Below are 13,417 nucleotides of genomic sequence, written 5' to 3'. Positions count from 1 at the left end.
CATGACATTATTGATCGACTTTATTGATGAAACAGAAACACTTACAGAGGAACAAACACAACTGGTTCAAAGTATCCTGAACTTTGCTGCAGATCAAGAAGGGGTCGAGAAGGAAAGCGAAGTTTCCGTGACGTTCGTGACGAACGATCGGATACAGGAAATCAACCGTGAATATCGGAATAAGGATCAGGCGACAGATGTGATCTCATTCGCCCTCGAGGAGTTGGGGGAAGATGAAGTTGAAATTGTAGGAGAAGGGATTCCCCGCATCCTTGGTGATATCATCATTTCCATTGATCGGACGAAAGAGCAGGCTGAAGAATACAATCATTCCGTCTCCCGTGAACTTGGTTTTCTTGCCCTTCACGGATTCCTTCACTTACTGGGGTATGACCATATGGAGGAAGAAGAGGAAAAAAAGATGTTCAAGAGACAAAAGGACATTCTAGATGAATATGGACTCAAAAGAGACTAAGTTCGGTCTGTTCAGGTTCTTTAAATCCTTTGGCTATGCAGCGGATGGAATGAAGTCCGTTTGGCGAACGGAACAGAATTTCAGGATTCATTCTTGCGTAGGGATCGTCGTTTTCTTGCTTGCCTACATTCTTTCTGTATCCGTCATGGAATGGATTATATTGATCATTTTGGTCTTTACGGTCCTGGCTCTTGAAACGATGAATACCGCAATCGAGAAGGCAGTCGACCTTTCCGTTAAAGAATTTCATCCCCTGGCAAAAGCCGCGAAAGATCTTGCATCAGCTGCCGTCCTTCTCTTCGCGATTTGTACAGCGATTGTAGGGATCATCATATTTCTTCCAAAACTGTTGGATATGATTCTTTAAAAAGAAGGATAAATGGCTATAAATTAAGGGCTTCAGACAAGAAATCGGTCGATTTCTTGTCTGAAGCCCTTAATTCATTTGAAAACGTTCTTATACTTGTATAAAATAAGTGGAGCAAAGCACAATATCAATAAATAGTTTGAATTATCTAACTATTTTATTACAAAATGATAACAGCCCATTTTCTTTTATTTAAAATGTAGTAAAATAAATGTGTAAGGGTTAAAAGGAGAGTTAATTTAATGAATGCAGAACAATTGATACAAGAAGCTAAACTAGCGAGGGAAAAAGCATACGTACCTTATAGTAAGTTCAAGGTGGGAGCGGCTCTTCTGTCGAAGGATGGTAAAGTCTATCACGGATGTAATATTGAGAACGCAGCCTACAGTATGTGTAACTGTGCTGAACGGACTGCTTTATTCAAGGCTTATTCAGATGGCGACACAGACTACTCTATGATTGCAGTTGTGGCAGACACGGCTAGACCTGTTCCGCCTTGTGGAGCATGTCGACAGGTCATTTCAGAGCTATGTCCGAAAGAAATGAAAGTCGTCCTGACGAACCTTAAAGGCGATGTACAAGAGTTAACCGTTGGAGAATTGTTACCAGGAGCTTTTTCACCGGAGGATTTACATGAGTAATATAGGAAGTAATACAGAATACAAATCAGGGTTTATTTCCATTATCGGACGACCTAACGTCGGGAAATCCACTTTCCTGAACCGGGTCATCGGTCAAAAGATCGCCATTATGAGCGATAAGCCCCAAACGACACGAAACAAAGTTCAAGGAGTTTACACAACAGATGATGCTCAAATGATATTCATCGATACTCCTGGAATTCACAAACCGAAACATAAACTCGGAGACTTCATGATGAAGATTGCTCAGAACACTTTAAAAGAAGTGGACGTCATCTTGTTCATGGTGAATGTGGAAGAGGGTCTTGGAAAAGGTGATCACTTCATCATAGAGAAGCTGAAAGGTGTAAAAACACCGGTCTTCTTAATCCTTAATAAGATAGACCAGATTCATCCTGATGCGCTGTTACCGATGATCCAACAATACAACGACCTGTTTCCGTTTGCTGCAACCGTTCCTATTTCGGCATTGGAAGGAAACAATGTGGAGCAGCTCCTTCAATTACTGAAGGACCAATTACCGGAAGGTCCACAATTTTATCCTGCCGATCAGATTACGGATCATCCGGAACGATTTATCGTTTCTGAACTGATCCGTGAAAAGGTCCTTCACCTGACAAGGGAAGAAATTCCACACAGTATTGCGGTTGTCATTGATAAGATGGAGAAAAAGCAAGAAAAGGATCTTATTGATGTCATCGCCACCATCATTGTGGAAAGGGACTCCCAAAAAGGGATTGTCATCGGCAAACAGGGTTCCATGCTCAAAGAAGTCGGTAAACGCTCACGTGTAGACATTGAGAATCTGTTGGGAACGAAGGTTTATCTGGAATTATGGGTGAAGGTGCAGAAGGATTGGAGAAATCGATCTGCCAATCTTCGTGACTTTGGCTTCAGCGACGACGAATATTGATAATTAACAATATTTAGGCCACATGTTTTAGAGAGAAAATGCTCATTCTAATCACAAGAAAGCTTATGAAGTCTTGCTAGTTTAAATCCAGAAAGGTGGGTTTTTTATGTTAGACTTAACATGGAAATTTTTTTCGCAAACGGGAAGTATAGATACCTATCTCCTTTTTAAGGAACTTGAGAAGGAAACGTTTGAAGATTCTTACAGCCTTGAAGAAGAAACAGCAGAATTAGATTTCCCTTTAACGTGATAAGTTTGTCATCACCCGGGAGGATTGAAAGCGGGAGGTGGCTGTATGCTGCAGAAATGTGAAGGGATTGTCATCCGAACAAATCATTACGGTGAGTCGAACAAAATTGTTACCATATACACACGGGAATTCGGAAAGATTGGATTGATGGCTAGAGGGGCCAAGAAACCTAATAGCCGTCTATCCGCCATTTCGCAATTATTTACATATGGTTATTTCCTTTTTATCAAGGGAAGTGGACTAGGTACCCTGCAACAGGGAGAGATGGCTGAGTCGCTGAGGCATGTGAGGGAGGATCTGTATAAAACGGCATACGCCACATACATCGTCGACCTCCTGGATAAGTCGACTGAAGACCGGAAACCGAATCCCTTCCTGTTTGAATTGCTTTACAAGACTCTTCACTACCTCAATGAAGACTATGATCCGGAAATCCTTATGCACATTTTTGAAATGAAGATGCTCCCTGTATTAGGGTTGTATCCTCATTTAAATGGATGTGCCGTTTGCGGTGAGACCGACGGTGAATTCGCCTTTTCGTTTAAAGAAAATGGATTCATCTGTCATCGTTGTTTAAGTGAAGATCCTCATCATCTGCCGATATCACAGGGGACTGTAAAACTTCTCCGGTTATTTTATTATTTTGATATTAATCGGTTGGGGAATATATCGGTGAAAGATGAAACAAAACGTCAATTGAAACGGGTAATCAGGACTTATTACGATGAAAATTCAGGTCTGATGTTAAAATCCAGGAGGTTTCTAGACCAGATGGATAACCTGAAGGACTTATTCTAGTTTACGGATGCTTCTTGTGATATAGAAAGGCCCATTCACTTGTGAATGGGCCTGTTTTTTTGAATTTGTTAGCGGTTAGTCATGAATGTGAATTTGTTGGATAAGCGGTTGAAAGGGATGTTCAGCTTGTTCACAATTTGGAGCGGAAAATCATAAAGATGGCCCAATAAATGTGGAAAGTGGCTCAATACATCGCTAAACTGGCCCAATAAATGTGAATAGTGGCCCAATTATTCTTGGCCAATGTAGTTACATCCCACATAAGTAGGTAAACAAGTTGTAAATGGTAATAGAATAGGGCAGGAGAAGACCTTAAATTCCCCTTGGACAAAAATAACTCAGAAAAACTCTAAAAACATTTATTTTTTAAAAAGATCTAACAAAAAATCCCTGAAGGCGCAAATAGCTCCATCAGGGATTTTATAGTTATGCTTGTCGGGGCTATACGAGCCGCCCCGCTTTAGATGTCTTCCAGCTCCTGCGCCTAGAGGCTCGAGGTCATAAGTCAACCCTGCCAAAAAGGCAAAGAACGCCTTTCCGGCAGGGCCGTCATATGCTTGTCGCCTCTGAACGAGCCGCCTCCGCTTTAGGTGTCTTCCAGCTCCGGCGGCTAGCCCCTCGAGGTCATATCTAAAAAATCCCCAAAGGCAAAAAACGCCTTCAGGGATTTTCCAGATATGCTTGTCGGGGCTGAACGAGCCGCCTCCGCTTTAGATATTAAAACTTAATTTTCTCCTGCAAGAACGCCTTCACTTCACTGATCGGCATTCTGACTTGATCCATCGTGTCGCGGTCGCGTACGGTTACTTGGCCGTCTTCGACTGAGTCAAAGTCAAATGTAATACAGAAAGGTGTGCCGATTTCGTCTTGACGGCGGTAGCGTTTACCGATTGATGCCGTTTCGTCAAAGTCGATCATGAGATCCTGTGACAGTTCTTCGTACACTTTGAACGCATCGTCAGAAAGCTTTTTGGACAATGGCAGGACAGCCGCTTTGAACGGAGCCAGCGCCGGATGGAAGCGTAACACTGTACGTGAATCATTCTCAAGCTCTTCTTCTTCGTATGCATCACACAGGAATGCAAGGGTCACGCGGTCTGCCCCTAGTGAAGGCTCGATGCAGTAAGGTACATATTTTTCATTCGTTTGTGGATCCATGTAGTGGAAATCCTCGTTTGAATGTTCCATATGACGCTTCAGGTCAAAATCAGTTCGATCTGCCACGCCCCATAGTTCACCCCAACCAAACGGGAATTTGTATTCGATATCCGTTGTGGCATTACTGTAATGGGATAATTCATCCTGATCATGATCGCGTAATCTCATGTTATCTTCGCTCATTCCAAGGTTCAATAACCAGTTTTTACAGAATTCACGCCAGTAAGAGAACCACTCCAGGTCTTCACCAGGCTTACAGAAGAATTCCAGCTCCATCTGTTCGAATTCACGCGTTCTGAATGTAAAGTTTCCAGGCGTAATTTCATTACGGAAGCTTTTTCCTACTTGCGCAATACCGAATGGCATTTTCTTACGCATGGAGCGCTGGACATTTTTGAAGTTGACAAAGATACCTTGCGCGGTTTCAGGACGTAAATAGATTTCGTTAGTAGAAGATTCCGTTACACCTTGATGGGTTTTGAACATTAAGTCGAATTGACGGATATCAGTGAAATCGTGGCCGCCGCAATCAGGGCATGCAATATCATGTTCCTTGATGATTTCTTCCATTTTTTCGAAAGAAAGACCATCCACGATCATTTCAATGCCTTTTTCCTCAAGTGCATTTTCAATGATTTTGTCTGCGCGGTGGCGTGTTTTACATTGCTTACAGTCGATCATAGGGTCATTAAAGTTTCCTACGTGACCGGAAGCGACCCAGGTTTGTGGATTCATCAGGATGCTTGCATCAAGACCGACGTTATAAGGCGATTCCTGAACGAATTTCTTCCACCAGGCTTTTTTAATATTATTTTTCAGTTCTACACCTAGCGGACCGTAATCCCATGTGTTCGCAAGTCCTCCGTAGATTTCAGAACCCGGGAAGACAAATCCCCGATGCTTTGCTAAGTTGACGATTTGTTCCATTGACATAAAAGTCACTCCTTTTCATTATTTATGTAAATAAAAAAGCTCGTCCCAAGGCCCATGAGGCCTAGGGACGAGCTTAATACTCGCGGTTCCACCCTAGTTGATATGCATGTGCATATCCACTTTTCATTGGTAAATAGCTCCGGATTTCCGTTTCCCTGCAATCTGGGCTTTCACTGTCCCCAGTCGCTTTTGGTGCGCAAGTACTTATTGATCCTTCATAGCATGATATTGGTTGTAAGATGAAGACATTTTATCATGATAAAGAAATAAAAACAACTGCTGATCGATGGAAGAGAAAAGATTTGAAGTTTTGATGAAAAAAAGATACTCTTTGTTAAGTGAAATTTAACTATAGGTTGTCACAAATCGATGATAATATGCTCTTTTCATTTTGCTTGAATAGTATATAATATTTCATATAAAGTATAACATAAATCGTTTGACCGATAGGTGGTGAGTTACAATCGAACTTAATAAGCGTCAAGAACATATTTTACAAATAGTGAAAGACAATGGGCCTATCACTGGTGAACAAATAGCAGATCAATTAAACTTAACAAGAGCGACTCTCAGGCCAGACCTGGCCATTTTGACCATGGCAGGATACTTGGATGCGCGTCCGAGGGTGGGATATTTCTATACTGGTAAAACGGGAACCCAGCTGCTGACGGAAAACCTAAACAAAATATACGTGAAGGATTATCAATCGATTCCCGTCGTGGTAAATGAAAATGTTTCCGTGTATGATGCGATCGTGACCATGTTTCTGGAAGATGTGGGTACGTTGTTTGTTGTGGATGCCAATACATACTTAGTGGGAGTCCTGTCCCGTAAGGATCTTCTAAGAGCAAGTATTGGAAAGCAGGAACTTAGCACTCTGCCGGTGAATATCATTATGACGAGAATGCCTAATATCACAGTGTGTGAAAAAGATGACCAGCTGATCGGAGTGGCGAAAGATTTGATTCATAAACAAATTGACTCTGTCCCCGTCGTAAAGAAAACGGAAAATGGTGATTTAGAAGTCATTGGAAGAATTACAAAGACCAATATTACAAAAGCCTTTGTAGCGTTGGCGGATGAATATTAGAAGGTGGTGAACGATCGTGAAAGAACCGATCATCTATGTTGTATCCGACTCGGTGGGAGAAACTGCCGAATTAGTCACAAAAGCAGCGATAAGCCAATTCAATGGTTCCAATACGGTCATCAAGCGCTTTCCGTATGTAGAAGACCTGGAACATATTGATGAAGTGATTTCCCTGGCGAAACTGAACCAGGGATTGATTGTCTATACCCTTGTCAAGCCGGATATGCGTGCGTACATTAAAGAACAATCTGAAAAGGAAGAGCTGTATGCATTTGATATCATTGGTCCGTTAATGGACAAATATCAATCTTCCTATCAAAAGGAACCATTATTTGAACCAGGGACGGTCAGGAAGCTTGATGATGAATACTTTAAGAAGGTGGAAGCCATCGAATTCGCCGTCAAGTACGACGATGGGCGTGATCCCCGTGGGATTCTGAGAGCGGACATCGTACTTGTGGGAGTGTCAAGGACTTCGAAGACGCCTCTGTCACAATACCTTGCATTGAAGAGGATCAAAGTGGCGAATGTTCCGCTAGTACCGGAAGTCGATCCTCCGGAGGAGTTATTTATGGTCTCGCCGAAGAAATGCTTCGGTCTCAAGATCAGTCCTGAGAAATTGAATACCATTCGCCGAGAAAGACTGAAATCTCTTGGATTGAATGATCAGGCAAGCTACGCGAATATTAAGCGAATCGAAAATGAGCTTGAATATTTTGAGAAAATTGCAGATCGAATCGGATGTCATGTCATCGACGTAACGAATAAAGCAGTTGAAGAAACAGCCAATGTCATCACGAATATCTATCACAATACAAACGATTAATGAGTTGGCATTGTATCGTAAACAGAAAAAAGATGGTTCCTGCACGCAAATGGGGAATCATCTTTTTTAATGAATGAAAGTACAACTCCAAAAACCTCAAAAGAATTGAGTTTTTATAGTGGTCAAACTTGTCCGATTATACTATAATAAAAAATTGTGATAAAAATATTTAAAATAGGTTTAGACTAAACTCTTAAGGAATAAACTAATTATTGTGATATGTCAAGTCTCGTCTGAATTATCATTCGACAATTTTAATCAAATCTCTAGGAAAGTTCCTAAAGAGAGAAGGAAAATACGGAGTGATGTAGAATAATTAGTAATAGCGAACATAACCCTGCCGTTTATGTTGATGCAGATGCATGCCCGGTAAAACAGGAAATCATAAAAATATCAAGTGGATATGGATTCAGAGTCATTTTTGTTGCTTCCCACGCACACAGAAAGAACACACCAGATCAAGGTGAATGGGTATATGTGGATAGTTCGAAAGAAGCGGCCGATTTGTACATCATGAATCATGTAAAGGAAATGGATGTTCTGGTAACCCAGGACATTGGTCTTGCCAGTCTTGTCTTACCGAAAAAAGTTTATGCCATCTCTCCCAGGGGAAAAGCCTACAGGGAAGAGAGTATTGTGACGGCTCTTGATTATCGGTATGTTGCTGCAAAAGAACGCAGAAAAGGCAACTATGGTAAAGGTCCCAAGCCTTTTACAAATGAAGACAGAGAAACATTCTGTATCTCCTTTGATAAAATCTTGTCGGGAATTGCAGGAAAATCGTAATCAATACAGAATGGATTAAGAGGGTTAATAAAACAGGTGATAAAGTATGTCTGAAAGAATCCCTGAAGATAAGTTAAATAAAATTTTATCGTCAACTGATATTGTGGATGTTGTCAGTGACTATGTTCAATTGAAAAAGCAGGGCCGAAATTATTTTGGTTTATGTCCGTTTCATGGAGAGAATACTCCATCTTTTTCTGTTTCTCCCGACAAACAGATCTTTCACTGCTTTGGATGTGGAGCAGGAGGAAATGCGTTTACGTTTCTCATGGACGTCGATGGTCTCAGCTTCCAAGAAGCGGCCCAAAAGCTTGGATCAAAAGTAGGCGAAGAGATTTCGATTCAAGCCCCATCAGCAGATCACTCTCATCCTCCTCAGGAAGATGAGAAGCAAATGATGGAAGCTCATGGATTATTAAGTAAATTTTACCATCATCTTCTTCTAAATACAAAGGAAGGCCAGGAAGCACTGGAATATTTATTGGCAAGAGGATTTACTACGGAAAGCATCACGAAATTCCAAATTGGATGGTCCCTCCCTAGTTGGGATTTTACGGTTAAGTTTTTAGAGAAGCGGGGCTACTCCCTTGAGCTGATGGAAGCGGCCGGCTTACTTGTAAGAAGGGAAAGGGACGATTCCTTCCTCGATCGTTTCAGGGGAAGAATCATGTTTCCTATCGTCGATTCGAAAGGCAATACCGTTGCTTTTTCCGGGAGGACCATTTCCGCGGATGACGAACCAAAATACTTAAACAGTCCTGAAACAAAGATATTTAATAAAAGCAGCATCCTTTATCATTATCACGGTTCCAGGTCCATGATCAGAAGAAAACAGCAGGCGATATTATTTGAAGGATTCGCTGACGTGATTTCAGCAAGCGAAGCCGGGGTGGAAAACGGAGTAGCCACTATGGGTACCTCCTTGACGGAACAGCAAATCGGACTGTTAAAACGGCTGACGGATTCCATCGTCATTTGCTATGATGGTGACTCTGCCGGAGTCGAAGCCGCGTTCAGGGCCGGGAAGCTTCTTCACAAGCATCAGCTGGACATCCGCGTGGCCACAATACCCGAGCAGCTAGACCCTGATGACTACATCTCAAAATATGGTTCAGCCAAATTTCAACAGGATGTAATAGGGGCAAGCTTGACGTTCATGGCATTTAAGCTCCGGTACTATAAGCTAAATAAAAACCTAAATGATGAAGGAGATCGGCTTAAGTATATAGAAGACATACTTAAGGAAATTACCCAATTAAGTAAAGCGGTTGAAAAGGATTATTATTTAAGGTATTTAGCCGATGAGTTCGACATATCCTTAGAGGCTCTTCAACAACAGCTATCAGAATTTCAGGGGACGGAAACACGCGTGTCTAACCCCCCTAAACAGGTCGGTATGCAAGGGGATTTCAAACCGAAAACACAGTCTAAATTGCTGCCAGCCTACCAAACCGCTGAACGAAGGTTGATTGCCTACATGTTGAAGGATCCGAACATTGCTTACAAGGTCCAGGAGTGGCTTGCAGGTACGAACCTAAATATTGATGAGCACCAGGCTATTATTACTTATTTATTGGGATATTATGAAGAAGGTCTGCCTCCAAGTGCCAGTGCGTTTATCGGGTATCTGCCTGATGAACGGCTCAGAAGGATCGTGACGGATATCGAAATGATGTCCATTAGCGAAGAAAGTACGGATCAGGAATTAGCGGATTATGTAAATCAGGTGTTAAAACATCAAAAGATGTTGAGAATAAAGGAAAAAGAATTGGAAAGAAAAGAAGCAGAAAGATTAAAGGATTACAGGCAAGAAGCACAAATAGCGATGGAAATCTTACAGCTACGTAAGTCTCTATAAAGTGTTATAAGGAAGTTGGAAGGAGGGGAACAAATGGCTGAAAAGTCAGCGCGTTCCAAGCAAATAGCGTCAGAATTAACAGTTGATCAGGTGAAAGAATTTTTAGTTAACCAAGGTAAGAAAAGAGGAGTCCTCACTTACGAAGATATTGCCGATAAATTATCAGGGTTCGAATTGGACTCGGATCAAATGGATGAGTTCTACGAACACTTAGGTGAACAAGGTGTAGAAATCGTGAATGAAAACGACGAAGATGATGATCCGGGTGCCACGGAGTTAGAGAAAGAAGAGGAAGAAGAGTTTAATCTTAATGATCTCAGCGTTCCTCCCGGCGTTAAAATAAATGATCCGGTCCGTATGTACCTGAAAGAAATCGGGAGAGTCGATTTATTATCCGCAGAGGAAGAAATCAATCTTGCCAAAAGAATTGAAGATGGTGATGAGGAAGCAAAACGACGTCTTGCCGAAGCGAATCTGCGTCTGGTAGTCAGTATCGCTAAACGCTATGTTGGGCGAGGTATGCTGTTTTTAGATCTTATCCAAGAAGGAAATATGGGTCTCATCAAAGCAGTGGAGAAATTTGATTACCGTAAAGGGTACAAATTTAGTACGTATGCTACATGGTGGATTCGTCAAGCTATTACCCGTGCGATTGCTGATCAGGCAAGAACGATCCGTATTCCGGTTCATATGGTTGAAACCATCAATAAACTGATTCGGGTACAAAGACAATTACTTCAAGATCTGGGGCGTGAACCAGCACCGGAGGAAATTGCTGAAGAAATGGACCTGACACCTGAAAAAGTCCGTGAAATACTTAAGATTGCTCAGGAACCTGTTTCCCTTGAGACTCCAATTGGAGAAGAAGATGACTCTCACCTTGGAGACTTCATTGAGGATGCAGAAGCTCAATCCCCTTCAGAACATGCTGCTTATGAACTCTTGAAAGAACAGCTTGAAGATGTCCTGGACACTCTTACAGACCGTGAAGAGAATGTGCTCAGGTTGCGCTTTGGACTCGATGACGGTAGAACCCGTACACTTGAAGAAGTAGGTAAGGTGTTTGGTGTTACCCGTGAACGTATCCGTCAAATCGAAGCGAAAGCCTTGAGGAAGTTGCGTCATCCGAGCAGAAGCAAGCGATTGAAAGACTTTTTAGAATAGAATTTCCTTTTACTGCCTCTATAGTGAATAGGGGTAGTTTTTTTTTGTGCGATTTAAAGGGATTTTACAAGCATTTGCCGAATACAGCTATAGGATTGAACTACAAAAGGTGTGACAAATGTGAAAGAAATAAAGAATTCGAAGACAGAAATGATCATCAGGGAAATTCAATTCTGGAAGCAAACCAAACTGCTCCCGGAACAGTATTGTGACTATCTTCTTGCATTATATACAGGTGGAACAGAGATTGATGAAAAAAAGCCGGTAATTTCCCGTAGAAAAAATATGTTTAAGGACTTATTGATATCAATTTGTGCGTTAGTAATTTCATTATTTGTCATTTATTTTACTGAATTGTCAATCGTTTTGCAAACAGCGATTTTGACAGGTTTTGTCGGATTATTAATCGGAGTAGGAATTTATTATACTAAGAAACAATTATCTCCTATGCTTCTTTACACTGTTGCCGGCTGCATCTTTTTGCTGGCATCTGTAGATATATCGGGTATGGTATTTAATGGGAGCTCTTTGGCATTATACTTTACCTTGTTTCTAAACTGTTTTATCTGGGTCGGAGCAGGGTTGAAGTGGAAATTGAACTATTTTTCCATAGCAGGATCCATAGGAGCCATGTTTGTTTTTATTTATATATTACTATAACTTCTGAAAATTAAAAAGTTTTTTAAAGTTGAGAAAATTCACTATTCCCTTTTATAATAGGAATGAGAGCGTATTCATAGAAATGTATGGCTATGCTTGGAAGCGCTATTATTCAATCGAAGAAGTCTAGGGCTTTCAGTCATCAAAGTTAGACAAGGGGGATAAAGGATGAATTTCGACTTAACACAAGAGCAGGCAATGATTAAAAAGACTATCAGGGAATTCGCTGAAGAAGAAGTGGCACCTGGTGCATTGGACCGGGACCGTACAAAGGAATTCCCTAAAGAAATTTTCAAAAAACTTTCAGACCTGGGAATGATGGGACTTCCCTTTCCGGAGGAATATGGTGGAGCAGGTGCAGATACGGTAAGTTTCGCCATCGTAACGGAAGAGCTTAGCCGAGCATGCGCTTCTACGGGAATCACGTACTCTGCCCATATATCACTCGGGGGAGCCCCAATTAATTTATTTGGCACACACGAGCAGAAAAGGGATTATCTGACACCGATATGTACTGGGGAATCCTTTGGTGCATTCGGTCTGACTGAACCCAATGCCGGGTCAGATGCAGGCGGAACTCAGACCACTGCTGAAGATAAAGGGGATCATTGGGTTATAAATGGTAATAAATGCTATATTACCAACGCAAGTTATGCGAATCATCTCGCGTTAACGGCGATTACTGGCAGAAATAACGGAAATAAAGAGATCAGTGCCATCATCGTACCTACGAAAGCAAATGGATTTAAGGTCATTGATAATTATGAAAAAATGGGACTTCATTCTTCCAATACAACAGAGCTTGTGCTTGAAGACGTAGAAGTGCCGAAAGAAAATCTATTAGGGAAACAAGGGGAAGGCTTCAAGCAGTTCCTTGTTACCCTGGATGGGGGCAGGATCGGCATTGGGGCGATGGCTGTCGGTGTCGCTCAGGCTGCATTTGACAAGGCACTCCAATACTCTAAGGAAAGAAAACAATTCGGTAAAACGTTATCGCAATTCCAAGTCACACAATTTAAACTTGCTGACATGGCTATGAAGATTGAGCTTGCCAGGAATATGGTGCATAAAGCAGCCTGGCTGAAAGATCAGGGAAGACCGTTTTCTAAAGAGGCCTCCATGTGTAAGTTATACGCTTCTGAAATCAGTATGGAAGTGGCGGACGAAGCCATTCAAATTCATGGCGGATACGGTTATATGAAAGAATACCATGTGGAGCGTTACCTACGTGATGCGAAACTTCTTGAGATCGGAGAAGGGACATCAGAGGTTCAGAGAATGGTCATTTCAAGGTTGATCGGGTGTCAATAGGGATATTCCTATATGGGTAATGGAAGGAGCTCTATTGGTCCCCTGAAGGCTGATAGAGCTCCTATCTCTATCCTTTTTCAAGGTGTGCAAGTAAGAATGTCGATCCCCGTTGCAGGAAAATAACAGGAAATGTGTCTAATTTGTGAGAAAGATGGAAAAGTTAATTGATAGTACTTTTACTTTGTCA

General features: G+C 41.7%; 14 protein-coding genes. 13 read left to right on the top strand and 1 reads right to left on the bottom strand.

What is annotated here, in order from left to right; translation table 11 throughout:
- The first annotated feature begins 1 nt into the window (after window position 1).
- The 6 genes from ybeY to recO all read left to right on the top strand — a co-directional run bounded on the left by ybeY (window position 2) and on the right by recO (window position 3,444).
- Window positions 2–475, top strand: a complete 474-nt coding sequence (ybeY, locus tag ACIGG7_RS06490) for an rRNA maturation RNase YbeY (RefSeq protein WP_224940095.1) — start codon at window positions 2–4, stop codon at window positions 473–475.
- Window positions 450–842, top strand: coding sequence for a diacylglycerol kinase (locus ACIGG7_RS06485; protein WP_224940096.1), 393 nt, complete (start codon window positions 450–452; stop codon window positions 840–842). Before ybeY ends, ACIGG7_RS06485 begins: the two co-directional genes overlap by 26 nt.
- A gap of 242 nt (window positions 843–1,084) precedes the next feature.
- Window positions 1,085–1,483 (top strand): cytidine deaminase, encoded by a 399-nt coding sequence (locus ACIGG7_RS06480; RefSeq protein ID WP_397549201.1) that lies wholly within the window; start codon window positions 1,085–1,087, stop codon window positions 1,481–1,483.
- Window positions 1,476–2,396, top strand: a complete 921-nt coding sequence (gene era / locus ACIGG7_RS06475; RefSeq protein WP_224940098.1) for a GTPase Era — start codon at window positions 1,476–1,478, stop codon at window positions 2,394–2,396. The genes ACIGG7_RS06480 and era overlap by 8 nt, the downstream gene beginning before the upstream one ends.
- Before the next feature lie 106 nt (window positions 2,397–2,502).
- Window positions 2,503–2,646: a YqzL family protein gene (locus tag ACIGG7_RS06470; protein ID WP_224940099.1), complete on the top strand. Its 144-nt coding sequence runs from the start codon at window positions 2,503–2,505 to the stop codon at window positions 2,644–2,646.
- 45 nt (window positions 2,647–2,691) lie between these two features.
- Window positions 2,692–3,444 carry a DNA repair protein RecO gene (gene recO / locus ACIGG7_RS06465; protein WP_224940100.1) on the top strand — a complete coding sequence of 251 codons (753 nt, stop codon included), beginning with the start codon at window positions 2,692–2,694 and terminating at the stop codon, window positions 3,442–3,444.
- 717 nt (window positions 3,445–4,161) lie between these two features.
- On the opposite strand, the gene ACIGG7_RS06460 is transcribed toward recO, so the two are convergent.
- Window positions 4,162–5,535, bottom strand: coding sequence for a glycine--tRNA ligase (locus ACIGG7_RS06460; protein ID WP_224940101.1), 1,374 nt, complete (start codon window positions 5,533–5,535; stop codon window positions 4,162–4,164).
- 463 nt (window positions 5,536–5,998) lie between these two features.
- Between ACIGG7_RS06460 and ccpN the strand changes: the two genes are divergently transcribed.
- The 7 genes from ccpN to ACIGG7_RS06425 all read left to right on the top strand — a co-directional run bounded on the left by ccpN (window position 5,999) and on the right by ACIGG7_RS06425 (window position 13,230).
- On the top strand, window positions 5,999–6,625 hold the full coding sequence (gene ccpN, locus ACIGG7_RS06455) for a transcriptional regulator CcpN (protein ID WP_224941281.1): 627 nt from the start codon (window positions 5,999–6,001) through the stop codon (window positions 6,623–6,625).
- 13 nt (window positions 6,626–6,638) lie between these two features.
- Window positions 6,639–7,451, top strand: coding sequence for a pyruvate, water dikinase regulatory protein (locus tag ACIGG7_RS06450; RefSeq protein WP_397549663.1), 813 nt, complete (start codon window positions 6,639–6,641; stop codon window positions 7,449–7,451).
- 315 nt (window positions 7,452–7,766) lie between these two features.
- The gene (locus tag ACIGG7_RS06445) at window positions 7,767–8,237 is read left to right on the top strand and encodes a YaiI/YqxD family protein (RefSeq protein ID WP_397549662.1); all 471 of its coding nucleotides are present in this window, start codon (window positions 7,767–7,769) and stop codon (window positions 8,235–8,237) included.
- Window positions 8,238–8,283: 46 nt separating this feature from the next.
- A complete protein-coding gene (dnaG, locus tag ACIGG7_RS06440) occupies window positions 8,284–10,095 on the top strand; it encodes a DNA primase (protein ID WP_224940102.1) in 1,812 nt (603 codons plus the stop codon).
- Between the two features lie 33 nt (window positions 10,096–10,128).
- Entirely contained in the window at window positions 10,129–11,259 is a 1,131-nt protein-coding gene (gene rpoD, locus ACIGG7_RS06435) for an RNA polymerase sigma factor RpoD (protein ID WP_219169630.1), read from the top strand.
- Between the two features lie 120 nt (window positions 11,260–11,379).
- Window positions 11,380–11,919, top strand: coding sequence for a hypothetical protein (locus ACIGG7_RS06430; RefSeq protein ID WP_224940103.1), 540 nt, complete (start codon window positions 11,380–11,382; stop codon window positions 11,917–11,919).
- A gap of 168 nt (window positions 11,920–12,087) precedes the next feature.
- Window positions 12,088–13,230, top strand: coding sequence for an acyl-CoA dehydrogenase (locus ACIGG7_RS06425; protein WP_224940104.1), 1,143 nt, complete (start codon window positions 12,088–12,090; stop codon window positions 13,228–13,230).
- Window positions 13,231–13,417: the final 187 nt, after the last annotated feature.

The organism is Rossellomorea sp. NPDC077527, assembly GCF_044542955.1.
Lineage (GTDB): Bacteria > Bacillota > Bacilli > Bacillales > Bacillaceae_B > Rossellomorea > Rossellomorea aquimaris_E.
This window is presented reverse-complemented; position numbering and strand designations above follow the sequence as displayed.